Origin of the sequence: Devosia crocina, from assembly GCF_900116545.1 — a bacterium.
GTDB lineage: Bacteria > Pseudomonadota > Alphaproteobacteria > Rhizobiales > Devosiaceae > Devosia > Devosia crocina.
Map to the genome: position 1 here is coordinate 1,157,728 of NZ_FPCK01000001.1, position 25,363 is coordinate 1,183,090.

Below are 25,363 nucleotides of genomic sequence, written 5' to 3' on the forward strand. Positions count from 1 at the left end.
CTGCTCTCTCTTATGCCTTCTACAAGACTTATGGGAATTCGAGGCCGCGTTTGACCGCGCGGTTGCCAGATTCTATAGAGCGCCCCATATGATCTTGGTCTTCGCTGCGCCGTTGCGCATGCGACATAGCATTCAGCAGATTTCATGTCCCTGTCCACCGCCGCCGAGGGTCACGCCCGGCACACGCTCGAACCATTCCGCACCCGCCGGACCTTCGCGATCATCTCGCACCCGGACGCAGGCAAGACCACGCTGACCGAGCGACTGCTGTCGGCTGCCGGTGCGATCCAGCAAGCTGGCGCAGTGCGAGGCAAATCCGGTGCCCGCTCCACCCGGTCGGACTGGATGGAAATGGAGCAGCAGCGCGGCATCTCGATCTCATCCTCGGTGATGACCTTCGAGTTCGATGGGCTCACCATGAACCTGCTGGACACGCCGGGTCACTCTGACTTTTCCGAGGACACCTACCGCACGCTGACGGCCGTTGACGCAGCGATCATGGTGATCGACGCGGCTAAGGGTATCGAAAGTCAGACGCTGAAGCTCTTCGAGGTGTGTCGCCTGCGCGATATTCCGATCATCACATTCATCAACAAGGTAGATCGTGAGGGTCTGGCGCCGCTCGACTTGATCGATGAAATCCAGGGCAAGCTTGCGCTCGACCTGACCCCCGTCCTGTGGCCAGTGGGGCAGGGCGTCGATTTTCGCGGCTATATCGATCTTCTGGAAAAGCGAGTCGTAACGCCTCAGGGGAAGACGCTCGCTGAATTCGAGGCGCTGGAAGATCTGCTTGAGGTCGAGAGCCTTGTTGACGATCCAGTATTTCTGACAGCGCTCGAAACTCTCGAGATGGCCCGCGCCATGCTGCCCGAGTTTGATCTCACGACCTTTCATGAAGGGCACATGAGCCCGGTCCTGTTCGGTTCAGCGCTCAAGGGTATTGGTGTCGCCGAATTGTTGCGCACGCTGGGGGATTGGGGGCCGGAGCCTCGTCCGCAGCCGGCTTTGCCCTCGCCGATTTCGCCCGATGAGAAGAAGGTTTCCGGCTTTGTCTTCAAGGTCCAGGCGAACATGGATGCTAATCACCGCGACCGTATCGCTTTTGTCCGGCTCTGTTCGGGAACGTTCACGCGCGGCATGCGCTTGAAGAACGTTCGTTCCGGCAAGGACATGGCCGTGGCCAATCCGATGTTCTTCTTTGGCAATAATCGCGAACTGGCAGAAGAAGCTGTCGCCGGCGATATCGTAGGCATCCCCAATCACGGCACGCTGTCGGTCGGCGATACGCTTACAGAAGGCGCAACATACAATGTCACGGGTATTCCAAATTTCGCGCCCGAAATCATCCGTCGCGTGCGCCTTACCGATGCCATGAAAACCAAGCAGATGTCGAAGGCGCTTTCCGATCTCGCAGAGGAGGGCGTCACGCAGGTGTTCCGGCGCATGGTGGGTGCGGACTGGATCGTTGGCGTTGTCGGTCAGCTCCAGCTCGAAGTTCTGGCCAGCCGTGTCGCCAAGGAATACGGCGTGCCGATTACGTTTGAGCCCATGGGCTATGAGGTGGCGCGCTGGGTCGAGTGTGACGATCCAGACGAGCTCAAGCGCTTCATCACCGCCCAGAAGATGAACATGGCAGAGGATCGGAACAATGCTCCGGTCTTCCTTGCGCAGAACGCGTGGTGGGCCGATCGAGCCAAACAGGATTGGCCGAAGATCGATTTTCTCACCACAAAGGAGCGACATTGAGCGCACCCGATCGCATCGAAGAATTCGTTCTGGCGCTGCAAACCGCCTTCATCGACGGGTCCATCACGCGCTTGAAGCTTGGCGGCTATCATGGCCCGGAGGCGGAGCTGAAGGGTATCGAGGCGCGCAAGGTCCTTTTGAATGCCGGGGAGCGGCTTAGTTTCGTTTATCGGTACAAGACTCGGGACATCACCAAGAACCTGACCGTCGATGAAGCCATGAGCTTTGTACGGAGCGGCCTCTCTGGAGAATATCGAAGCGCCAGGATCGAAACGACGGATTACGATCTGCAGTTCGAGCGCCAGGGTGATAAATACCGACTGAAGAAAACCGAAGTCACCGGGCGTGACGCGGTTGAGGCAAGTCATGACCGCGCCAAGAACCGCCCGCTTGCAAGCGGTGGCAAGGTGTGGATGAAGGCGCTGGGTCTTGCTGGCGCCGACGGAAAGATCCTCGCAGCCTCTCAGGACAAGTTCCGCCAGATCAACAAGATGGTGGAAATTTTTGCGCCTTTGATTCAGGAGCTTTCCCCTGATCATCCACGAATTGTGGATATGGGCGCGGGCAAGGGCTATCTCGACTTCGCCCTGGCCGACCATTTCAAGAGGACTGCCACAAGAGCTGAGATTTACGGTGTCGAACTCCGGCCACAGCTGGTCGAGGATGGCAATCGTCTGGCGCAGGAAAGCGGCTTCAGCAATCTGCATTTCGTGCCTGGTTCGATCCTCGACTATGACGCAACTGGTGCTGACACTGTGATTGCTCTTCACGCCTGCGATACGGCCACTGACGATGCGATCTACCAAGGCATTCGCGCCGGTGCGGAACTGATCGCGGTTGCGCCTTGCTGTCACAAGCAGGTGCGGCGTCAGATGGAAGAGGGTACAGCGGACACTCGCCTCGACTTCCTGCTCCGCCATGGCACCTTCCTGGAGAAGCAGGCGGAGATGGTGACCGACGGATTACGCGCCCTGTTGCTTGAAGCGTCTGGATACAGAACCAAAGTGTTTGAATTCGTTTCGGATGCCCATACGCCGAAGAACAATCTGATTGTTGCGCAAAAGGGCCGCGCAGGCTCGCGAGAGGCAGCAATGCGACGCGTGGGGGAGGTCAAGGCGATGTTCGGCATCGAGAAGCACTATCTCGAAGGCTTGCTGGGTGTCTGATGCGGTGATGGGCGCCTATGCCGTCAGCGTCTTTCCCATATCCTCTTGAGCGGCTATATCGGCTGTGAACAGCAAGCCGAAAGACACATGACCAAGATCACCTTTGTTACAACCAACGGCGAACGTATCGAAACGGAAGCCGAAAACGGCGCCACAGTGATGGAAACGGCCATCATCAACGCTGTGCCTGGAATCGTCGCCGAGTGCGGCGGTGCCTGCACTTGTGCCACTTGCCACGTCTATGTTGGGGACGATTGGCGCGAAGCAGTTGGTGGACCCTCCATGATGGAAGAAGACATGCTCGACTTCGCATTCGACGTGAAGGATTCAAGCCGGCTTTCCTGCCAAATCAAGGTGCGCGATGAACTCGACGGTCTGGTTCTTCATGTGCCGAGCCGCCAGGGCTAAGCAGACTGCTTACTGCTGACCTGTGAATGAGGCGCCTATGGGCGCCTTCGGCGTTTCAAGACGTCCTCTTTTGTCGAACTATTTTACTCGCGGCCGTACGCTGACGTTGGAGGTGTTCTAAGCGGCCTGTGCGGGAGGAAATATAAAAGCTTCTGATTATCAGCAGCTTGCAGCACCAGCCGGCGATGGAATAATTTGCTGCAACTCTCAGACTAGGACCAGAATGACCCGCCTCAACACATTTCCGTTGAGCTTCATCGTCAAGGGCAAGCGTATCATTATCGTCGGCGGCACCGACGAAGCCCTTAACAAGGTCCGGTTGGTCTCTAAGACTACTGCTTCTATAGAGATTTACGCGCGGCACGTGGAGACTGATTTCACGGGCTATGAGGTAACCGTTTTCGAGCGCCCTATCGTCGCACAAGACATTGCCGGTGCGGCGCTTGTTTTTGTAGCCGATGAGGGGCCGGACGGCGCTCTGGCCATGACTGAGGCGCGCCGGCTCAACATTCCCCTGAACGTCGTGGACGTGCCAAGCGAATGCGACTTCTATACCCCGTCCATCGTTGATCGTGCCCCACTGGTAGTCGCTATTTCGACTGAAGGCGATGCGCCGGTGCTTGCCCGACTGGTCCGCGCGCAGATTGAAGCCTTGCTGGCGCCGGGGATCGGAAAAATCGCGAGTCTTGCCGGTGCTTTGCGCGGCAAGGTTGAGAGCTTGATTCAGGATGGCCCGTCGCGACGCCGGTTCTACGAGGACCTTGTGGCGTCCCCTGAAATCCAGAGTGCTCTCGACAAGGGGGATGGTCACGACGTCGCCAATGCGATGCTTGTGCGACACCTCGACGGTGGAAAGCAAGAGGGCGTTGTCTGGTTGATCGGGGCCGGTCCCGGCTCTGCCGACCTTTTGACGTTGCGCGCGCAACGCTATCTCCAGCAAGCGGACGTCATCGTTCACGATCAGCTTGTGCCGGCAGAGGTGGTCCAGATGGGACGCCGCGATGCCGAGCAGATCCCTGTCGGTAAATCCAAGGGCAATCACAGCTTTACCCAGGGGCAGATCAACGCCTTGATCGTGCGGTTTGCCAGTGAAGGTAAAAAGGTGGCGCGCCTCAAATCCGGTGATCCCATGGTCTTTGGCCGTGCCGGCGAGGAGATTGATGCGCTGCAGAGCGCTGGAATAGGTTTCGAGATCGTTCCCGGTGTCACAGCGGCGCTCGCGGCTGCAGCAGACACAGCAACGCCGGTGACGCTGCGGAAGGTATCCACGGGGCTAGTAGTGGCTACCGCACATGGTGCTGAAGACAGTGAGTTGGCGCATTGGGCGGCGCTATCGCTAACCGGGCTGACGCTTGCGCTTTACATGGGCAAGTCGATCGCGGCGGAAACAGCGGGCCGCCTTCTGGCGGCTGGTGCAGAGGCGGATCTGCCGATCGGTATCGTAGTGAACGCAGGACGGGCGGATAGCCGGTCCTATGCAGGAAGTTTGGGTGATCTTGCGCAAGGCGCGGTCGAGTTCGATGACGGTCCTGCCGTTATCCTCGTCGGCCGTGCTGTCGCGCATGGCGATTGGGTTGAGGCCGTAGCCAGGAATGCGGAAAGTTTCAAAGTAGCATGAGCAAGGAAATTCTAACCGGCAACGAGTTGACGTCCGGCGCGACGGTTTATCTGTCGAGGGGTGACACATGGGTGGAGGGCCTCCATTTGGCTCGCCTCTTCGCCAAAGAAGACGTAGCCGAGCGCGATGCTGCTCTGGCCGCTACCAAGGCGACCGGCCGCATCATCAGCCTCGAGATCGAGGAAGTGGAGGTGGTCGACGGCGAGATCGTGCCGAAGCGTCTCCGCGAACGTATTCGTGCGGCAGGCCCCACCGCGCCGCTTAGTCTCAATGGGCAGGCTTACGACCGCCAGCATTTGGGTGAGGACGGTCATGTATCGATATGACGAATTCGACGCGGCATTCGTCGCAGGTCGCACAGCGCAATTTGCCGATCAGGTGAAGCGTCGCCTTACCGGCGAGCTTTCGGAGGACCAGTTCCGTCCGCTGCGGCTCATGAATGGGCTCTATCTGCAGCTGCATGCCTATATGCTGCGTGTCGCGGTGCCCTATGGCACGCTGTCGAGCCGCCAGATGCGGAAGCTCGCCCACATCGCGCGTGTCTACGATCGCGGCTATGGCCACTTCACCACGCGCCAGAATATTCAGTACAATTGGCCCAAGCTCAAGGATATCCCTGTGATCCTCGAGGAGCTGGCTTCGGTCGAGATGCACGCGATCCAGACGTCCGGCAATTGCATTCGCAACGTCACGACAGACCAGTTTGCCGGCGCTGCTGCCGATGAGATCATCGACCCACGGCCGGTGGCAGAAATCTTGCGCCAATGGTCGAGCCTTCATCCCGAGTTCTCGTATCTGCCGCGCAAATTCAAGATTGCCATCACCGGTGCGCCACATGACCGCGCGGCCATTCGTTTCCACGATATCGGCCTACAAGCGGCGGTGAATGCTGCCGGAGAGATCGGTTGGGAAGTTTGGGTGGGGGGCGGTCTCGGCCGTACCCCGATGATCGCCAAGCTCATCAATAGCTTCGTCCCGAACGAGCACCTGCTGGCCTATCTCGAATCCATCATGCGCGTTTACAACCGCTATGGTCGCCGGGACAATAAGTACAAGGCGCGTATCAAAATCCTGGTACATGAAGAGGGCCTTGAAAGCATCAAGGGCCAGGTCGAAGCCGAGTTTGCCGAAGTGCGTGGCGGCGTCCTGACCCTCCCGAGCGAAGAAGTTGATCGTATCAGCGCCTATTTTGCGCCGCCGATTTTCGAGCCGCAGGCCTTGACCCAGATCGATGTCGCCTACGAATCCATTGTCGACCCCGCCTATGGCCGCTGGCTCGACAACAACATCAACGCGCACATTCAGCCTGGCTACGTCTCGGTGACGATCTCCCTCAAGCCGGTAGGCGGCGCTCCGGGCGATGCGACTGATGCGCAGATGGAGGTTGTCGCCGATCTGGCCGAGCAGTTTTCGTTCGACGAACTGCGGGTGACGCACGAACAGAACCTTGTTCTGCCCCATGTTGCGCTCAAGGATCTGCGCAGGGTTTACGACGCGCTGGTGGCGGCAGGTCTCGCCGAGGGCAACAACAATCTGATCACCGACATGATCTGCTGCCCAGGCCTCGACTTCTGCGCGCTGGCCAACGCCCGCTCGATTCCGATCGCGCAGGAAATTTCAAAGAAGTTCGCCGAGCCGGAACGCCAGAAGGAAATCGGCGAACTCAAGATCAAGATCTCGGGCTGCATCAACGCCTGTGGTCACCACCATGTGGGCCACATCGGTATCCTCGGCGTGGAAAAGAAGGGCGGCGAGCTTTATCAGATCACGCTAGGCGGCGACGCCACCGAGCAGGCTTCAGTCGGCAAGATCATCGGACCGGGATTTGAAGCGGAGAACGTGCCGGGCGCCATCGAAAAGCTGGTCGATTTCTATATTTCGCAGCGAACCAGCGAGAGCGAGACGTTCATCGACGCATACCGCCGCGTAGGGGAAGCGCCGTTCAAGGAGGCGTTGTACGGCAATGCTTAACGGCACACGCGATGCTTCTGTTCCTCTCCCCCTCGGGGAGAGGTGGCTCGGCAAAGCCGAGTCGGCGAGGGGGATTTCTCCACTCTCGCTGAAGCGTCCCCCTCATCCGGCGCTGCGCGCCACCTTCTCCCCGAGGGGGAGAAGAATTGAAGGCTCCGTGCTTATGGAGAAATCCCATGGGACTGCCTAAACTTGCTCCCGCGCAAGCGGCTCATGACAAGCTCAAGGCGCTGGGGATCCTCGCGCTCAACGGCATGTTCGACGAAATGGACGCCGCGGGCGTGCTGCGATACGCAGTGTCCGACGTGCTGCCGGGAGATCTCGCCATCGTCTCGTCTTTCGGTGCTGACTCGGCGGTGCTCCTTCATATTGTGGCCCAGGTCGATCCATCAATGCCGGTCTATTTTCTTGAGACCGGCAAGCATTTTCCCGAGACACTGGCCTATGTCGAGACCCTCAAAAAGCAGTTTGGCTTGATCAATGTGCACGCCATTCATCCCAGTGCCGATGACGTGGCGCGGTTCGATCCTAATGGCAACCTCTGGGAGAGCGATCCCGATTCGTGCTGCCACATCCGCAAGACTGAGCCGCTTGAGCCCGTCACAGAACAATATGGCGGCTGGGTCACGGGGCGTAAGCGCTACCAAACCAGGGAACGCGGCGTGCTGCCGCATTTCGAGCTGACGAGCGATGATCGCATCAAGGTCAATCCGCTCGCCTATTTCTCGGACGCCGATGTCATCGAGTACCGCCAGAAGCACAACTTGCCCGAGCATCCGCTCTATGCCAAAGGCTACAAATCCATTGGCTGCGCACCCTGCACCTCGATCGTTGCCGAGGGAGAGGATCCGCGTGCCGGACGGTGGCGCGGCCTCAACAAAAAGGAATGCGGCATCCATTACGATTTCAGTGGAGCGATCGCGAACCCGATGACTGCAGCTTCCCGCCACACGCTCTGGAAAGATGGTGCCTTCATCCAGGATCCATTCAAGGATTGGGTAGAAGGCACGAAGGCGTCCGAAGCGCGTTACGTCCACGTTCCACTGCCCGAGTTCCTGGCCAACCGTGCCGACTATCTCGCCAACCCTCATCCGTTGGGCCTCCTAGTCTCACCCGGCGAGAAGATCGAGGAAGTTGCAGACGATCTCGCGCGCTTCGCTTCGGTCGCGATCAAGTTCCCGGCCTTCACGGATGGGCGCGGGTATTCGACGGCGCGGCTTCTTGTCGAACGCTTCAAATATGCTGGTGAAATCAGGGCTATAGGCGATGTCCTTCAAGATCAGATTCCACACATGCGCCGCTGTGGATTCAATGCTCTCGTGGTGACCCACGAGCCGACCCGCCAGGCGCTGATCGAGAACCGTTTGCCTGAGATGGCGCTGTTCTACCAGCCTGTCGGCGTTGCCGAAGTACCGGTTGGGACGCGCCCCTTCCTTCGCCGCGTTTCCTAGGCTAAGTGGAGCGCGTTGTTCAGGTAATCCATCCCGGATTTCCTTCTTACACTGCGTCATCCCCGCTAAATCGGCATCTCTCTCCTCGCGCAAGGAGATGATCGCTTCCGCGGGAATGACGCCAAATATGATCGCGGACTGAAGTTCGCCAAGGCAGAGATAAATGAGCACTGAGATCACCACCGACGTTGTCGTCATCGGCGCTGGCCCTTGCGGCCTGTTCGCGGCTTTCGAACTCGGGTTGCTCGACATCAAATGCCATTTCATCGACATTCTGGATCGCCCGGGCGGCCAATGCGCCGAACTCTACCCCGAAAAGCCGATCTATGACATTCCGGGCTTCCCGGTGGTCACCGGCCAGCAGCTGACCGACAACCTGATGGCGCAGATCGCGCCGTTTTCGCCAGAGTTCCATTTTTCGCGCATGGTCAATTCGATCGAGAAACTCGACGACGGCTCGTTCAAGCTTCAGACCGACGCTGACGAAACCTTCTTCACCAAGGTTGTCGTCATCGCAGCCGGAGGAGGCTCGTTCCAGCCGAAGCGTCCTCCAGTGCCCGAAATCGAGCAGTACGAAAACAGGTCGGTATTCTACGCCGTCCGCAGAATGGAAGATTTTCGCGGGCAGGATGTCGTGATCGTCGGCGGCGGTGACTCCGCGCTCGACTGGACGCTCAATTTGCAGCCCATCGTGCGCACACTTACGCTGGTGCACCGTCGCGATGCCTTCAAGGCAGCACCGGCCTCGGTCAACAAGATGAAGGAACTTGTAGCCGAGGGTAAGGTCAACTTTCAGCTCGGCCAGATCGCCAAGCTCGACGGCGAGAACGGCCAGATCAACCACGTGCACCTCACGACCGAGGCGGGCGATCTTTCCATTCCGGCGACGCGCCTCCTGCCGTTCTTCGGACTGACCATGAAACTGGGCCCAGTTGCCGATTGGGGCCTTGAACTCAACGACAACACCATCGTTGTCGATACGGAAAAGTTCGAAACCTCGGTTCCCGGCATTTTCGCAATTGGCGACATCAACTCCTATCCCGGAAAGCTCAAGCTCATCCTTTCGGGTTTCCACGAAGCGGCGTTGATGGCCCAGGCTGCAAAAGCGATCGTCTCGCCTGGCGAGCGCGTCGTGTTCCAGTACACCACCAGCTCCACCAAGCTGCAGAAGAAGCTCGGCGTGGCGTAAGCCTTACCAAGTCGCTCGATCCTACCCCACATGCGATGTCACCCCGGCGCAGGCCGGGGCCCATCCCGAGATATCAAGATGGGGTCACGGCCTGCGCCGGGGTGACCGCCGGAGGATCGTAATGCGTGATGCCGTGTTGCAACGCCAAAAACCAATGTCCTACTTGCCTTCTCGCCCCTATGAAGGCTAAGGCCTTCGCGCTGTTGAGGAGCGCTCCATGAAAATTACCGTTACCGACCAGGCAGGCGACGTGCACGAGCTCGAAGGGCTCGAAGGCTGGCGCGTCATGGAAGTCATTCGAGACTGGGGCCTCAACATCAAGGCGGAGTGCGGTGGCGCTCTGAGCTGTGCGACGTGCCATTGCTATGTCGATCCGGACTGGCTCGATGCAGTGGGCGCGCCAAGCGATGAGGAGGAAGACATGCTCGACAGCGTCGGCGACGTGAAGCCGAACTCGCGCCTTTCTTGCCAGATATTGTGCTCGGACGCTTTGGATGGGCTCAAGCTGACCCTGGCACAGAGCGCCGCCAAGGACGGTTGATTGAACAAGACGTTCGCCGCCCCTTCGGTAAGCATTAAGACCTATGCTTCATGATTGAGAGAATACTCAATCAGAATAATAACATAGGTTATAAATGTCCGGCACATCATGCCAAGGCTGCCGCGGCGGCGAAGATTTTCCCGTCGCATTTACTATGGCGTTTCATCCCATCATAGACCTCGCTGCCGGCAAGGTCTGGGGCTACGAAGCACTTGTGCGCGGAACGGAAGGCCAGGGCGCCGGCAGCGTGCTTTCCGCTGTGACCGAAGCCAACCGCTATGTTTTCGATCAGGCATGCCGGGTCAAAGCTATCGAGCTTGCCGGTTTGAACCTCCCGGCCGCGTCGGACGCGCGCTTGTCCATCAACTTCATGCCGAATGCAGTTTATGAGCCGAAAGCGTGCATTCGCGCGACACTGGCTGCAGCCGCGCGCGTACAGTTCAATCCCAACCGGCTCATGTTCGAGTTCACGGAAAACGAGCGCATGACCGATGCGGACCATGTCGCCAACATCGTTGCCGAGTACAAACGCATGGGCTTCATGACGGCGCTCGATGATTTCGGCGCCGGCTATGCCGGACTTGGGCTGCTGGCCAAATTCCAGCCCGACCTCATCAAGATCGACATGGAACTGCTTCGCGGCATCGACGCCTCATCCGCGCGCCAGGCGATCATCGCAAGTATCGTCACCATGGCGCGTCAGATGGATATCGCCGTTCTGGCCGAAGGGGTGGAGACCGAAGCTGAACTGATGACGCTGCGTAGCGCCGGTATCTCGCTGTTCCAGGGCTATTATTTCGCCCGGCCGCAGTTGGAAAGGTTCGAGCAGCCGCTATTGCCGCTCGCTGCTTGAGCCCCGACCCATATCGCTGGTCACCTTAACCAGTTCGGGGATGAAATCGCGCACCATAGGCTGGGGCAGGGTGGAGAAGGGGAGCGGTCTGACGACGCGCATGGCGGCAATGCCGACGCGAACCGTCATCAAGCCGTTCACCACGCCCTCGCCGAGTCGAGCCGATAGCTTCGCCGCAATGCCCTGGCCTACCAATTGCTCGACGACGCCGTCAGTAAGTACCAAGCCGCCTGTGACCGCTAGATGCGCGAGCACCGAGCCTGTGAGGCGCCAGAAACCCAACAGTCCTGGCCGTGCTCCATAGAGCGCTGCAATCGCCCCAGCCAGACGCACGCTCTCGTAGATGACGAAGGCTACATCGATCAGCGCGCGGGGTGACACGGCCGTGACCAAAGCGACCCGCCGTGCCGATGCAGCGGTGAGCGCTTTGGCTCGTGCATCCAGGGGAGACATGAGGCTGCGCTCAGAATGGACAACCATTTCGGCGCCATCGAACATGTGCGGCACGTTGGTCTTGACCGCTTCGCGGACTTTGGCGAGGTCCGGCCGGTCGGCATAGATGGCTAGCAACTGATCGACAACACCCACGGCAAGTTTCGTATCGTCATTGGCTCTCGCGAGCGCCGCTTCCGACTTGAGGGTATCAAGAACCCGTAGTCGTCGAAGCGCGAATATCTCTCGTGCAATCAAAGCGGCGATGGCAACGATAAAGGCGCCGAGTATCCCTAGCCCGGCCCAGCCAAGCCACTCATAGCGTGAGAACAGGTCCCGGATCAGCCTGTCAGCCGCGAGAGCCACTCCCGCGGACATCAGAATACCGCCCGAAGCCCAGGCAAGTTTGCCTAGCCACCCCATCCGGCGCGGCGGCGGCCCAACGAGATCAGGTTCGGGTCCCTCCTCGAACGACGCCTCGACCAGCTCGGCTTCAGCGGCGGAAAAGGCTCGGGGCGCGCGCGATGGGGCAACTGGCGATTGAGAGACCTCTGTCGGTCGGGCAATTGGACGCTTCATGCCATTCGGTCTCCAATGAGATAGTCCAGTGCACGATCGAAGCGAATGTGCGGCAGCACCGGTTCTCCGTCGGCATTGCTTTCCAGTTTCTGCGGCGGCGTGAAGCGAAGGAAGTTCAACGCGACGGGTGTGCCATCTTCGAAAAGTGAATCAGGACGCTCTGGTAAGTCTCCGGGGAACAGCGCTATTTCCGTCTTGCCGTCATAGACGGTACCATCGAGCTTCTCGCCGGCGATCGGAGTGCCGATCAAGGTCGGCAATGACTCGCCTGCTTCGCGGATCGTGCCTTCATTGGTCGCACGTATGGCGGCGATAGCGAGCGAGCGCGTTGCGGCGCCGGCGAACCTGGCCCTCTTGGCAGCGTTGCCGACAAGACGGTTGAGGATCGCTTCCAGCCGGTCGTGGCTCTTGTGATGCACATGGTCCGCCTTCGTGGCAGCGAAAAGGATACGGTCGATACGGCGGCTGAACGGCCGGAGGAGGGGGTTAGCGTCACCTTGCCGGAAGCAGGCCAAGACGGCAGTGAGGGCGGTTTCGAGATCGGCAACGGCTACGGCTCCAGTATTGAGGGCGCGTAGGGTGTCGACCAACACGACCTGCCGATCGAGACGAGCGAAATGATCACGGAAGAACGGGCGCACGATCTGCGCCTTATAGGCTTCGAACCGGTTTTCAAGCATTGCGTAAAGGCTCGTACCACGGATCGGCTGGGCCGGCCGCGGCAGCGGCGCGAAGGTCAATGCCGGTGATCCCTCTAGATCTCCGGGCAAGAGAAAGCGACCCGGCGGCAGTGTAGAGAGGGCACCGTGTTCGCGGCTGCGGCGCAGATAGAAGGTGAAGGCTGCCGCCAGCCGTTCCGCATCGGGATCGTTGGCGGACTTGAGTGGGTCGGTGCTTTCGAGTTCGGTCAGAAAGCCTTCCGCTTCTTGGGCGTGCCCAGGCTGGCGTGCCCGCTCAAGCGCCTCGCCGCTCCACTCGCTGAAGCTTTTCCCCAGGAGCGGCAAGTCCAGCAGCCATTCGCCCGGGTAATCGACGATGTCGAGGTTGAGCGTTGCAGGCCCCGACAGTCCGCTCCACCACTTGGCAGACTGGTATTTGAGCACGATGCGCAGCTGAGAAATGCGCCGTGTGCTTTCCGGCCATACGGCAGGTTGGCCAGTGAGGGCCGCCAGGTGCTGCTCATAGGCAAAGCGGGGTATGGTGGCGTCGGGGTATTCGGCAAGCCTGGCGCCGATGAACCGACCTTCGGCCAAAGGGCCAAACCCGGGCAGCCGTCCTTGGGTGAGCAGATTGTGGACCAGAGCCGTGATGAATATCGTCTTGCCTGCGCGGCTGAGACCAGTCACGCCCAGGCGCAATGTGGGCGTTAAAACCCCGGTTGCACTGTCGGTGAGATTGGCAAGGGCGATGCCCAGCTCGTCGGTGATGGTCGTCGGCGGTTGGGGCAAGCTGATGTCCTCTTCTTTGACAAGATAGGACGGTGCGGACACGGATCAAGCCCAGCGCCGCTCCTGGCAGCGCCGGTGCCATCAAATCCCGCCTCTAGCGCCCGATCGCTTCCAGCTCGTAGGGGGTCGACTGGTAGATTTCGTTGATCCAGTTCTGGAACAACAGGTGAGCATGGCTGCGCCAGCGGTTTTCCGGCTCAAGCGATGCATCTCCCTCAGGGAAGAGGTTGGCTGGCAGCGCAGGATCGAGCCCTGCCTTCACATCGCGCTCGTATTCGTCAGCCAGCGAGCGATTGTCGTATTCAAGGTGGTTCAGGAAATATACCGAACGTCCTTCTTTGGCGCCGAGCATGCAAAGACCGACATCGCTGTCGATCAGCACTTCGAGATCATCGCCCACGCTCGTGCGCTCGATATCGTTGTAGCGCGAAACAGGGATCATCGGGCTGTCGGACATGCCACGCAAAAAGGGCGATCGCGGCCCAACGATCCGGTGGCGGAAAACGCCAAACGCCTTTTCTTCCATCCGGTAGCGCCTGACCCCATGGAAATGGTGAAGCGCCGCTTGGGCACCCCAGCAGATGAACATGGTGTGGTGCACATTGGTGCGGGTCCAGGCCATAATCTCCAGCATCTCGTTCCAGTAGCGTACTTCCTCGAAAGGAATGTGCGCGATAGGCGCCCCGGTCACTATGAAGCCGTCGAACTTGCGTCCCCGGACTTCGTCCCAGGTCTGGTAGAAGGTTTTGAGATATTCCTCGGATGTGTTCTTGGCCTGGTGGTCGGTGATGCGAACTAGGCTGAGGTTCACCTGCAGCGGAGTGGCGCCGATCAACCGTGAAAACTGGGTTTCGGTCCGCTCCTTATTTGGCATCAGGTTAAGGAGGCCGATTTCGAGCGGGCGGATATCCTGCCGTGCAGCACGGCTGGAATCCATGACGTTGACGCCCTCTTCTTCCAGCGTCTTGCGGGCAGGCAGGTTGTCGGGAATGCGGATGGGCATGTAAGCCTCTCAGGACCGGTCGTTGCGTGCGGATTCAATGCCTTGGCGCGTCCCTAATGAGGGTACGCGCTAGCGCATTCGCTTCTCGATCGCTGCCGCAACAAGGTCGACGAATTCGTCGCCATCGCGCACCATCGCAAGATCCGATGCTTCAACTGTATAGCCGAAGTTGTCGGCTAGAGCCTGATAGCGGGGCAGGCGATCGTGAAGCAAAGCTTCGAATCCCCAAGCGCCGAACTGAGCCGGGTCCACATCATCGTCTTCGAGTATGCCGTTCATGTGCTTGAACTCGGCCCATTTCTCAACGAGGAACGCTGGCCGGTAATACATGGGCTTGGGGTTCTGTTTAAACCGCCGAACCAGCTCAGTGGCATCCTTGTCCGTTCCACGGATGTAGAGCAGCAGAGTGTTCGCCGCCAGAGTTTGCACCACCGGATCACCGGCATCGCTGTGATCGATGACCTCGATCAGGGAACCGCCGGTATCGGCAATGAAGTCATCGTAACCGTAGAGCGCCTTAGCCCTATCGATGAAGTGAGGAACATCGAGCAGGGCAGAAATCTCGGCCACCCGGTGCTGTTCCTGCCGCCGCTGGTATTCGCTCAGCGGGAGCCCGCCCTTTCGTGGATCCCCCGGTGTGCCAAGGTAGGTGGAGAGCGGGTCGAGATTGTCGAAGGTGATGTTGGACGAGATATAGATCGAGTCCGAGCGCAGCAGCTGCGCCAGAAACGGCACCTTCATCGCCTCCGCCTTGAAGTTGTCGACGATGTATTCGCCCATGTGGCGCGTGCCGATGCGGTAGTCGACGGAGAAATGAAACCAGCGATCCCTCCTCAGCAGGTTGGAAAGTCGCGTCTTGCCCACGCCAGCCATGCCAAAGACGGTGACAGCCCGGCGCGGCGCATTGATGAACTGATCAGGCGTATCAAACAGCATTGCAGGGCTTTTCTCTAGAGGCGTCTTCTCGCGCATGCCTTAAACTAAGCGTGCCGGCAAGTGTAGGGGAGATGCTCGGTGGCCAAAACGAAAATGGCGCGGATGAGATCATCCGCGCCATCCTGAACAGAGCTAACGCCGGATCAGTCGGCGAGATTGTTCATCAGCGTGTCGACGATCTCGTTGCCCGCACGCTCGCGCACCATATCTACGACACCAGCAGTCTGTTCCTGGAACAAGGCGAGTTCTTCCGGGGTGAGGTCGATCACGGTGAGATGCTGCTCGAGTTCGGCGCGCTGGCTGTCCTGCAGTTCGGCCTGCACATCCCATTGGTAGCGGGTGGCAACTTCGAAGCTTTCGTCCAGTGCGGCCTGCAGGTCTTCGGGCAGGGTGTTGTACCACTCGAGGCTCACAGCGCTTACATTGGCGAGCAGGATGTGGTTGGTGTTGATCAGGTAGTCCTGCACTTCATAGAAGCGCTGGCTCAGGATATGGCCGTAGGGATTTTCCTGCGCGTCTACCACGCCCTGCTGCAGGGCGCCGTAGAGTTCGGTGAAGGCGATGGGCGTGGGCGCAGCGCCGAGGTCACGCCAGATCGCGATGTGAATCGGGTTCTCCTGGACTCGCACGCGGAGGTTGGCGCTGGCGATATCCTGGGGCGTGTGCACTTCAGTGTTCTTGGTGGTCAGGTTACGGAAACCACCATCCATGATGCCCATGAACTTGAGCCCCTTGGCTTCCATGGCGGCGCCGATTGCGTCGGCCAGCGGACCCTGATTGAGCAGCTGGTAGCGCGCTTCGGTGTCGCTGGGCATGACGTATGGAATGTCAAACACGGCGAGTTCGGGAACGAACTGCACTGCAGCCGAGCTCGACATGGGGCCGAACTGGATGTCACCGAAAATGGTGCTCTCCATGATCTCGCGATCACTGCCCAGTGCGCCGCCGCCCTGGTCCAGAACGTCGATCCGGCCGTCAGTACGCTGTTCGATCTCAGTCTCGAGGCGCTGGAAGGCCTGGTAGATCGGGTGGTTGGTGTCAGACAGGGTGTGCGCCATGATCATGGTGTAGTCCTGACCCAGGGCCGGCGTGGCGAGGGCAAGGGCCGACATCATGGCGCCGCTGATCATGAAACTGGAAACACGCAAGGTCTCTCTCCCGGTTAGGTTGTTTGTAGACATGGATGATTGGGACCTAGAACACCGCTGGCAGCCAAAGGGCGACGGCTGGAATATAGGTAACGATGGCTAGACCCAGGATCAGCAAGGTCAACGGGATTGGCAGGCCCTTGCAGATTTCGATGAGCCCCAGCTTGGTCAGCTGAGTGGCGATGAAGATGTTTGCGCCCACGGGCGGGGTGACGAAGCCGATCGCCAGGTTGATGGTCATGATGATACCGAAGTGGATCGGGTCGACGCCAAACATCAGCATGACGGGAAGGAGGATCGGCGTGAGCACGATGATCGCGGCCAGGGTTTCCATCACCATGCCCACGAGCAGCAGGATGGCATTGACAAGCAACAGCAACATCAACGGCTCGCTGACGATATCGGACACGAAACTGCCGAGCATTGTTGGGACGCCCAGCAGATTGAGAACTCGTCCCAATGCCGCGCCAGTGCCGGTGATGATCAGGATCGGCGCGATGGTTAGCGCCGTGCGTCCGACGACACGGATCAATTCGGGGAAGGTCAGCTCGCGGAACACGAAGATCGAGACAAAGGCACTATAGGCAACCGCGATCGCTGCGGCTTCTGTGGGTGTGAAAATGCCGCTATAGATGCCGCCAAGGACGACAACGGGGGCAAGCAGCGCCCAGAAGCTGCTGCGGATCGCCTGGAAGAACGGAATGTCGCCAGCAGTCGTCCGGATCTTGTGCTTGTTGCGCGTGCCGTACCAAAAGGCATAGGCCATCAGAAGACCGCCGATGACCAATGCGGGACCAATGCCGGCAAGGAACAGTTCGCTGACCGAAACATTCGCTGCCATGCCGTAAATGATCATGGGGATCGAGGGCGGAACGATAACCCCAAGCGTGCCGGAGGTCACCACGAGGACCGTGGCGAAGCGCTTGTCATAGCCGTTGGTTGTCAGGAGCGGTATCGCCATTGCACCGATCGCGGCGACCGTTGCAGGCGAGGAGCCAGAGATGGCCCCAAACAGCATGCACGCGGCAACCGTCGAAATTGCAAGACCGCCATTCAAACGGCCCAGGATCGCATCGGCGAAATTGAAGAGACGCCGGGCCAGGCCGCCTGCGGTCATGATGTCGCCCGCCACCATGAAGAGCGGCACGGCGAGTAGAGGAAAAGAATCAAGGGCCGTGACGATCGTGCGGATCACCTGACTCGGATTGACAGGTGCCCCCAACCACCCAGGAACAAACGCTGCCAAGCCGATCGAGATTGCGATCGGAATTGTCAGGAAGAGAAGGACGAGGAAGGAACCTAGAGCGAGAGCGGGATACATCAGCGGCCTGCCTTGTCCTGGATTTGCGATGCAGCGACGGGCGGCACCTCCGCCACCTCTGGCTCTGGCGTAGCAAGGCCATAGCGAAGCTGCAGGTAGACTTGCTGGATAGCGCGGAGGATCGACGCAGCCGCTCCGACCGGCAGAGCCAGATAGACCCACCACATGGGGATTTCTAGCGAGGGCGAGAGCTGGTTCATCTGCTGCACGCGCTGTACGAAGGGTACGCTGTAGTAGATGACGACGATGCTGAAGACGATGATACCGGCCATGGAGATCAGCCGGAAGATCCCCACCGATCGAGGTCCGAACAGGACCGGTGCGAAATCCACAACGATGTGCCGGGACTCACGGACCGCCAGGCTGGTGCCGATCATGGTGCACCAAACCAGCAGATATCGCGCCAGTTCCTCAGCCCAGACCAGTGGGCTGTTGACGAAGTAGCGCATGAAAACTTGCACCACCAAAACCACCGAAATGGTTACAAGGATTGCGGTGAGCAGGTAGTTTTCGGTTTTGCGGTCAATAAATGTGAGAACCGGCATGGCTCGCACCTCAAGGGTTCAGAGGAGATTACGGGGCTCACGCCCCTCTAGGGCATCGATGACAGCCTGCGCTGTCAGCACGCCGATGCTGCTGTAGGTTTCGTAGGTTTCCGCTGCCGTGTGCGGTGTCGTGACGAGACCGGCCGCCTGGAACAGCGGATTTGTTGCATCTGTGGGCTCGCGCTCATAGACGTCGATTGCGGCGCCCCGCAGTTTCCCGGTGTCGAGCGCGGACTTGAGGGCCGTCTCGTCGACCAGCGCACCGCGGGCAGTGTTGATGAAGTAAGCTCCGTCCTTCATCATTGCGAACCGATCCGCGTTCATGAATTGGCGGGTTTCCGGCAGACTGGGCAGCATCGTGCAGACGATGTCGGACTGCGTCAGTACTGTGTCGGCATCGACGAGTTCAACCCCGAGAGCGTTCGCCGCTTCCGCATTGGGGAATTTGTCGTAGGCAAGAACCTTGACCTCGAAACCCTTCAGCTTCTTTGCAATTTTCTGCGCGATGTTGCCGAAGCCGAGGATGCCAACGGTGCGGCCGATGAGTTCCTCCCCGACAAACCTGTCCCATGCCCCTTTGCGTGTCGAGGCGTGCAGCTCCGGGATGCCGCGCATTGCCGAGATGATCAGGCCAATCGTCAGTTCGGCAACGGCATTGGCGTTGCCGCCTGCTGCATTGGTCACCTTGATGTTGCGAGCCCGGGCGGCTTCCACATCGATATTGTCGACGCCGACGCCGAAGCGGGAAATCACCTTGAGCCGAGGTGCGATGGCGAAGACATCGTCGTTCCAGGTGTCGACACCAGCGACAACTGCATCGGCATCTCCAACTCGATCGGACAGCTCTTGGAACGTCATGGGACGACCAAAGTCATTCTCGATCACACGGCAGCCGTTGGCTTCGAGCAGAGCCTTGCCCTCGCTGCAGAGGCGCGAGTAATTGGTGGCGGTAACTAGAACGGTACGTGTCAAAATCGCTTCCTCGGAACTTGTACCAGAAGGGGGGCGAGGCCTCGCGGCCCCGCCACGCATGATCAGGAAAGACCGATCAGGTCCTTGCAGCGGGCAGCAAGGCTTTGCATCTGAGCGACAGTGGTCGGGAAATGCAGGGCATCGTAGCTGCCAATGGGACGGCTGCGGCAGATCCGGCTTTCAAAGGTGCCAATCTGCTTATGGTAGTCCTTGGCATTGACCGGATAGTCGAGATACTCGGTAAGGGCGGCGAGCGTCAGGATTTCCGATAGCGTCTCGGCCTTTTCAGGGGCATTGCGCCAGTTCTCGACCAGCCACACATAAAGTGCTGGGTGGAAATTCGCCATCACACCGGAATAGCCGTGACCGCCTGCCTTGAGCGTGTCGAGCAGGGTCTGCGCATTGGCGTTGAGCAGGTGCAGCTTGCTCCCCTCGATCAGCTTGAGGCGCCGACGGATGGTGTCGATGTTGCAGCACGTGTCCTTGACGAAGGTGTAGCGGCCAGACTTGGCGCACCATTCCACGGCAGCATCAGAAAGCAAGCGCTTATAGGGGTAGGGGCACTCATAAACGCCCATCGTCATGGGCTCGGGAACTGCCTCGGTCAGACGCTGCAACCACTCCAGCGCCATCTCGTCGGACTGATCAGCTGTCGCCAAACGGTTGGAGATCAAAATGACGCTGTCGACGCCTGTCTCGCCGATGGCATGAAGCTGCTCGACCTGATGGGCGAAGGTGTTGCCGGTATGGCCCGAAGCGACCACCGGGACCCTGCCATCGGCATAGTCCACGATGAAACGTGTGAGCTCGACGGATTCTTTGTCCGAGAGAAAGAACATCTCGCTCGACTGGCAGTTGGCAAAAAGGCCATGCACGCCGTTCTCGATATACCAGTCGACGAGCCGCTCGAGCGAGCGCCAGTCAATCTCCAAGTTGTCCCGGAAAGGGGTCAGCATAACCGGCCAGATGCCGGAGTGGCGGTCAAGTTCAGCAGCGGAAGCGGTCAACGGTTCGTACCTATGTCTCATCGGAAGAGGCGTGAAGACCATTCAAGTTCGTCCTTCTAGGAAGGCGAAAGCACGTCTGTGCTGAAGCGTTTTCAAGCGCCGAACACAGATGGGCTTTGAGATGAACTCCTCACCTGCTAATTCTTGCTCACACAAGTTAGCAAAGGCTCTCTAGCGAAAACGGCACGGCAAGACAAGAGGGCCAGGGCTCCACCCTTGGCGGGGAAAACTCGTTCAGGACGTGCCGCGGCGAACGTTGCCAAGCGACTGCTGCGCCAATACAAATTAAGTTGCAGCCGCAAGCGGAAATCGCGAGCGCGCCTGTCTAGACCAGATGGATATTTGAAACTTCATGCCGAAGACGATCAAGGAAATAGCCGCCGAGACAGGCTATTCTCGAACAACCGTCACCCTGGTCATCAATGGTAAGGCCGACGACTACAGGATCAGCCCAAAGGCCAAGGCCGCCATCGAGAGTTTCATCGCCGAACACGGCTATCGCTATAACCAGGCGGCGCGGAGTCTGAAGCTCGCCAGGAGCCACACAGTGGCGCTGATCGTGCCGGACATCGCAAATGCTTTCTTTGCCCGACTAGCCTCTGCACTCGAGCGCCAGTGTCGCCACGAAGGCTTTGTCCTCGTTACCGCATCCACTGGCGAAGATCCTGCGGTAGAGAGGCTGGCGATTGAAAATTTCGCTGCCCGCGGGGTTGATGGCGTGATCCTGACCCCGTGCGAGCCTCCTAGAACAGGGCTCGGAGCAGGACGGAAAGCCGAGATGCCGATCGTCAGGATCGATCGTCACTTCGAGGGCGACGAGGGTTACCTCGTGAGCAGTGATCATCTGGCTAGCGCCCGCGTCCTGACGGAGAATGTTCTTTCTGCAGGCGCGAAGGACATCGTCTTTTTCTCAGGGCCGCTCAGCAACCCGACGACTGCTCTGCGTGCCAGGGGCATAGAACGCACGGCACTTGCGGCGGAGCAGTCCGGCGTGAGGGTTTCTAAACGCCCTTCGATGATCGACAGCGAAGAGGGTGGCTATGCCTTGATCGTCGACTTGCTGGGCGAGGCCCGTGAACTGCCCGGCGGCTTGATCTTCGGCTCGCTGCCCATCTTTCACGGCGCGATGCGCGCTGTCCGCGATCGGCTCGGCGCTGTCCCTGCTTCGCTGGTTGTTGGAACATTCGCCTATTCGGCGATCATCGATTACCTACCCAACCCGGTTTTCGTCGTGCGCCAGAACGAGACGGAGATCGCAAGCCGTGCTTTCAGCACTTTGGCGCACCTCATGCGCAAGGAACAACCGGTCGATCATACCTTTCTGATCGCCACCGACCTGACGGTCTACCGCGGGTAGCAGGGATGTCTTGCCTCTAAGGCGAGGCGGGTAGTGGCAGCACTCACCGATCCTTGTGTCAGCAGCGGAGAGAACACGGCAAATCTTGCCAGCCTGGAGTCCAGTTTCTGCCGACTGTCGCGCCTTTCTCGACCAGACCAAGCCGCAATCTTCATTTGAATTCAACGATTTAAAAGTCTGGCATTCCCCTTGCATTGGTCTGGGCAAACAGGCGCTCGCTGCGTCTTTTGGGGAACTGGAGTTTTAAATGGGTATTTTTGGCGCTCTTCAAAGTGCAGTTTCGGGCCTCAAGGCTCAGTCGCACGCCATGGAGAACATTTCCGGCAACATCGCCAATTCGCAGACCATCGGCTACAAGCGCATCGATACGAGCTTCCTCGACATGATCCCCGACGCGCCGGTCAAGACCCAGGTTGCCGGCGCGGTGTCGGCTTTTTCGCGCTCCATGAATACCGTGCGCGGCGACATCCAGAATTCCGACACCGAGACCCATATGGCTCTCAACAACAACGGCTTCTTTGTCACGCAGAAGGCTGATGGTAGCCCGGGGACTTTCTATACCCGCCGCGGCGATTTCGAGGTGGATCGGAACGGCTTCCTCGTCAACGGCGCGGGGTATCGGTTGACGGGTCTGGATATGGAGAACGGGGTTGTCAGTGGCTCTGTGGCGAAGCCCATCCAGATTGAGAAGTCGTTCCTGCCCGCGAAGGCGACTACCACTATAGACTATCAGTTGAACTTGCCCAAAACGCCTAAGACTACGGCGTACAATCCTGCAGAGTTGGGCAGCGAACTTCTCTCTGAAGATATTCAGGATCTGGGGGGCGCAATCCCTGCTGGTGCTCAAGCGGACGCTTTTGTTGCTCAGTCGATCTCCGGGGGCGGCATTACGACTTACAACTCCACGGGTGAGCCTATCAACGTTCAAATGCGATGGGCTAAAACTTCCAACGACAGTCCTGAAACGTGGTCTCTCTATTATGCTGCGAGCAGTGATCCCGATGCGCTTGTGGCTTGGAAGAAGGTTAATGACTACGGCTATGAAGGCGGCGTGCTTACTCAGATAGGCGGGGCTGCGGCCCCCAATCCGGCAACAGTTACCATCGAAGATCTTGAGGTGAACGGAGCCCTTCTTGGCGACGTAACGCTCAGCCACGGCTCAAAGGGCATGACCTCCTTTGCCGATAACAGCGGTATGGCGACGACGACCACGCTGAAGCAGAACGGTTTTGGTGCCGGTGAATTCATTTCGGTCGGTATTTCCGATGATGGCCAGGTCGTGGCTTCGTACACCAATGGCGAGACCAAAGCAGTCGCCCAGATCGTGACGGCAACCTTCTCCAACGCCAACGCGCTCAAGCGTGGTGATGGCGGTGCTTACACAGCGACCTCCGAGTCAGGCGAGCCGATCATGGATCAGACCGGCCGGGGCATTGTGGGTTCCTCCACCGAAGCCTCCAACACCGATATCTCCGAAGAATTCACCAAGCTGATCGTCACCCAGCAGGCCTATTCGGCCAACACCAAGATCGTGACGGCGGCCGACGAGATGCTCAAGGAAGCGCTCAGCATGATCCGCTGAGGCTTACGATGTCTTTGGAGTGGATTGCATCTTCTGACCGGCCTTACGGGCTGTCTGGCCGGTCAACGCCTCGCCTGGGCCTGCAATGCGTTTCCACTCCCTTTTTCTCCCCTGTCCCGGCGCTTGCGTCGGGACTCGCTGTTTCAGTGAATCCTCGCGAATTCTGCTGGTGCGATAGCGCCTTGCAGAGGCTGCGCTTCCAAGGAGACCCGCAATGGGTTTGACAGTCGCGATCGGGAACGCCCTTTCAGGCCTCAAGGCCAGCCAGACGGCGCTGGAAGTCATTTCCCGCAACATTTCCAATGCCGGCACGCCCGGCTATCACAAGCAGACGCTTAACGTCGTCGAGGTTGGCCGCGGGGACAATTCCTATGTTCGCGCGGGAGACGTCAACCGCGCTTTCGATCCGATCCTGCAAAACTATTACACCAAGCAACTGCCGACGACGGCGTTCACGGCAACGCAGGCGACTTTCCTTGATCGCCTGCAGACTTCGCTCGGAAAGCCAGGCAGTGCGGGTTCGCTCGACACGATGCTGGGCAATCTGCAGAACGCACTCGATGCCCTGGCGACCAGTCCCGACAACTATGCTACCCGCGCCGAGGTGGTGAACAAGGCCGGGGACATGGCCAATACGCTGAACGGACTCTCGAAGGAGGTGCAGTCGATGCGCCGCGAGACCGAGACGCGCATGGCCTCCAATGTCGACCAGATCAATTCCATGCTCACTTCACTTGCCGATGTGAACATGGTTCTCGCCGATTATGGCGTGGACAAGAATACGCGCAACAGCCTGCTCGACCAGCGCGATCGCCTTGTGTCAGGCCTTTCCGAAATGATGGACCTGCGGGTCGATTACAATCCAGACGGCACGGTTCGGCTGGCAACGCTGTCAGGTGCGTCGCTGCTCGACGTCAAACCCTCGCTCCTGCGTTTCGAGCAGGCTGGTTCGCTGACCCCGACTTCGGAATTCAGTATCGATGACTCCCAGAGTGGCGTCGGCAAGCTGATCCTCGAAACGCCGAACGGCACGCGGGTCGATCTCGTCAAAGAGGGTGCCATCCGGTCCGGCACTATGGGCGCGCTTGTCCAAATGCGCGATACGACGCTGCAGGAAGCGCAGCGGCAGCTCGACGATATTGCGGCGGGGCTCTCGCAGGTGTTTTCGACTGTGCAGACGCCGGGAACGTCCAATGGAACAGGTTTTGACGTCGATCTGTCCAATTTGCAGGACGGAGACGATGTCGTTTTCAAGTATCGTGGATCGGACGGCAATGACTACTCGGCGCGTATCGTCCGTGTGGATGATCCGACCAAGCTACCGCTGAGGTCGCCTGACAGCAATGGCATGAAGGTGATCGGCGTCCAAGGTGGGGCAGGCTTCCCGACGGCAACGCACATGGACGACATCCTCACGAGCCTCAATGGCTGGTCCGCGACAAACTCTGGCCCAGAATTTTCGGCCGGCACGCCTGCTTCGACGCTGGAGATCCGCAGCAGTGCCGGCGCGCCAACGGTTATATCGGCTACTTCCCGCTGGACGGCCAGCGATCTGGCTGATGGCGATCTCGGACTTCCGCTCTTTCTCGACGCCGATGGTCAGCCTTTTACCAATTCCCTTGGTGGCAAGGGCCAGCGCCTCGGCTTTGCCGGGCGGATCACCATCAATCCGGCGGTCGTTCAGGACAACAACCTGCTCGTTAAATACGATGCCAATACTGCGTCGGGCGACAGCAAGCGGGTTGAGTATCTCGTCGATCAGTTCAACTCGCTACGCTTCGGCTCGAACTCGTCCGCAGGCGCCAAGAATGGCGGCTTCCGCATGAGTGGGACATTGACCGATATGGTCAATCAGCTGGTCGAGTTCCAGGGCAGCACCATCCAGACAGCGTTGAATGCCGACGCGACCAATCGGCAGACGCTCGACGCAATCAGCTCGCGCATGGAAGCCAATTATGGGGTCGATATCAACGAGGAAGTGGCGCGGTTGATGGAGCTGCAAAACGCATATGCAGCCAATGCGCGGGTCGCTTCCGTCGTGCAGGAATTGCTCGACACCCTAATGCAGTCGTTCAGGTAAGGGATCGCAA

The 25,363-nt window shown here is 59.1% G+C and carries 22 protein-coding genes; 13 read left to right on the forward strand and 9 right to left on the reverse strand.

Features of this window, described 5'->3' with window-relative positions:
• The first annotated feature begins 144 nt into the window (after positions 1 to 144).
• From BM364_RS05380 to BM364_RS05425, 10 genes are all read left to right on the forward strand, one after another.
• Positions 145 to 1,746, forward strand: coding sequence for a peptide chain release factor 3 (locus BM364_RS05380; RefSeq protein WP_092421882.1), 1,602 nt, complete (start codon positions 145 to 147; stop codon positions 1,744 to 1,746).
• Positions 1,743 to 2,912 (forward strand): class I SAM-dependent methyltransferase, encoded by a 1,170-nt coding sequence (locus BM364_RS05385; RefSeq protein WP_092421885.1) that lies wholly within the window; start codon positions 1,743 to 1,745, stop codon positions 2,910 to 2,912. The genes BM364_RS05380 and BM364_RS05385 overlap by 4 nt, the downstream gene beginning before the upstream one ends.
• Positions 2,913 to 2,999: 87 nt before the next feature.
• Positions 3,000 to 3,320, forward strand: coding sequence for a 2Fe-2S iron-sulfur cluster-binding protein (locus BM364_RS05390; protein ID WP_092423909.1), 321 nt, complete (start codon positions 3,000 to 3,002; stop codon positions 3,318 to 3,320).
• Positions 3,321 to 3,543: 223 nt separating this feature from the next.
• Complete coding sequence (cysG, locus tag BM364_RS05395; protein ID WP_092421888.1) at positions 3,544 to 4,938, forward strand: siroheme synthase CysG; 1,395 nt, start codon at positions 3,544 to 3,546, stop codon at positions 4,936 to 4,938.
• A complete protein-coding gene (locus tag BM364_RS05400; protein ID WP_092421891.1) occupies positions 4,935 to 5,264 on the forward strand; it encodes a DUF2849 domain-containing protein in 330 nt (109 codons plus the stop codon). Before cysG ends, BM364_RS05400 begins: the two co-directional genes overlap by 4 nt.
• A complete protein-coding gene (locus BM364_RS05405) occupies positions 5,251 to 6,909 on the forward strand; it encodes a nitrite/sulfite reductase (RefSeq protein ID WP_092421894.1) in 1,659 nt (552 codons plus the stop codon). The genes BM364_RS05400 and BM364_RS05405 overlap by 14 nt, the downstream gene beginning before the upstream one ends.
• Positions 6,910 to 7,085: 176 nt before the next feature.
• Positions 7,086 to 8,360, forward strand: coding sequence for a phosphoadenylyl-sulfate reductase (locus tag BM364_RS05410; RefSeq protein ID WP_092421897.1), 1,275 nt, complete (start codon positions 7,086 to 7,088; stop codon positions 8,358 to 8,360).
• Positions 8,361 to 8,523: 163 nt separating this feature from the next.
• On the forward strand, positions 8,524 to 9,549 hold the full coding sequence (locus BM364_RS05415; RefSeq protein ID WP_092421900.1) for an NAD(P)/FAD-dependent oxidoreductase: 1,026 nt from the start codon (positions 8,524 to 8,526) through the stop codon (positions 9,547 to 9,549).
• A 217-nt stretch (positions 9,550 to 9,766) separates the two neighbouring features.
• Positions 9,767 to 10,090: a 2Fe-2S iron-sulfur cluster-binding protein gene (locus BM364_RS05420; protein ID WP_092421903.1), complete on the forward strand. Its 324-nt coding sequence runs from the start codon at positions 9,767 to 9,769 to the stop codon at positions 10,088 to 10,090.
• Positions 10,091 to 10,184: 94 nt separating this feature from the next.
• Entirely contained in the window at positions 10,185 to 10,943 is a 759-nt protein-coding gene (locus tag BM364_RS05425) for an EAL domain-containing protein (RefSeq protein WP_092421906.1), read from the forward strand.
• Here BM364_RS05425 and BM364_RS05430 read toward each other — a convergent pair.
• The 9 genes from BM364_RS05430 to BM364_RS05470 all read right to left on the reverse strand — a co-directional run bounded on the left by BM364_RS05430 (position 10,923) and on the right by BM364_RS05470 (position 20,334).
• Positions 10,923 to 11,954, reverse strand: a complete 1,032-nt coding sequence (locus BM364_RS05430; RefSeq protein WP_092421909.1) for a YcjF family protein — start codon at positions 11,952 to 11,954, stop codon at positions 10,923 to 10,925. The genes BM364_RS05425 and BM364_RS05430 overlap by 21 nt on opposite strands.
• On the reverse strand, positions 11,951 to 13,402 hold the full coding sequence (locus BM364_RS05435) for a YcjX family GTP-binding protein (RefSeq protein ID WP_092423911.1): 1,452 nt from the start codon (positions 13,400 to 13,402) through the stop codon (positions 11,951 to 11,953). The genes BM364_RS05430 and BM364_RS05435 overlap by 4 nt, the downstream gene beginning before the upstream one ends.
• A gap of 94 nt (positions 13,403 to 13,496) precedes the next feature.
• Entirely contained in the window at positions 13,497 to 14,405 is a 909-nt protein-coding gene (locus BM364_RS05440; RefSeq protein WP_092421912.1) for a homoserine O-succinyltransferase, read from the reverse strand.
• A gap of 69 nt (positions 14,406 to 14,474) precedes the next feature.
• On the reverse strand, positions 14,475 to 15,341 hold the full coding sequence (locus BM364_RS05445) for an ATPase (protein WP_092423913.1): 867 nt from the start codon (positions 15,339 to 15,341) through the stop codon (positions 14,475 to 14,477).
• A 143-nt stretch (positions 15,342 to 15,484) separates the two neighbouring features.
• Positions 15,485 to 16,489, reverse strand: a complete 1,005-nt coding sequence (locus BM364_RS05450) for a TRAP transporter substrate-binding protein (protein ID WP_175528471.1) — start codon at positions 16,487 to 16,489, stop codon at positions 15,485 to 15,487.
• Between the two features lie 46 nt (positions 16,490 to 16,535).
• The gene (locus tag BM364_RS05455) at positions 16,536 to 17,810 is read right to left on the reverse strand and encodes a TRAP transporter large permease (RefSeq protein WP_092421918.1); all 1,275 of its coding nucleotides are present in this window, start codon (positions 17,808 to 17,810) and stop codon (positions 16,536 to 16,538) included.
• Positions 17,810 to 18,355, reverse strand: a complete 546-nt coding sequence (locus BM364_RS05460; protein WP_092421921.1) for a TRAP transporter small permease — start codon at positions 18,353 to 18,355, stop codon at positions 17,810 to 17,812. The genes BM364_RS05455 and BM364_RS05460 overlap by 1 nt, the downstream gene beginning before the upstream one ends.
• Before the next feature lie 18 nt (positions 18,356 to 18,373).
• Positions 18,374 to 19,327, reverse strand: coding sequence for a phosphoglycerate dehydrogenase (locus BM364_RS05465; protein WP_092421924.1), 954 nt, complete (start codon positions 19,325 to 19,327; stop codon positions 18,374 to 18,376).
• Positions 19,328 to 19,389: 62 nt separating this feature from the next.
• Positions 19,390 to 20,334: a dihydrodipicolinate synthase family protein gene (locus BM364_RS05470; protein ID WP_210186388.1), complete on the reverse strand. Its 945-nt coding sequence runs from the start codon at positions 20,332 to 20,334 to the stop codon at positions 19,390 to 19,392.
• Positions 20,335 to 20,686: 352 nt separating this feature from the next.
• On the opposite strand from BM364_RS05470, the gene BM364_RS05475 reads away from it, so the two are divergent.
• From BM364_RS05475 to flgK, 3 genes are all read left to right on the forward strand, one after another.
• Entirely contained in the window at positions 20,687 to 21,691 is a 1,005-nt protein-coding gene (locus BM364_RS05475) for a LacI family DNA-binding transcriptional regulator (RefSeq protein WP_092421926.1), read from the forward strand.
• A 247-nt stretch (positions 21,692 to 21,938) separates the two neighbouring features.
• Positions 21,939 to 23,273 carry a flagellar hook protein FlgE gene (locus BM364_RS05480; protein WP_092421929.1) on the forward strand — a complete coding sequence of 445 codons (1,335 nt, stop codon included), beginning with the start codon at positions 21,939 to 21,941 and terminating at the stop codon, positions 23,271 to 23,273.
• Between the two features lie 214 nt (positions 23,274 to 23,487).
• Complete coding sequence (flgK, locus tag BM364_RS05485; protein WP_092421932.1) at positions 23,488 to 25,353, forward strand: flagellar hook-associated protein FlgK; 1,866 nt, start codon at positions 23,488 to 23,490, stop codon at positions 25,351 to 25,353.
• Positions 25,354 to 25,363: the final 10 nt, after the last annotated feature.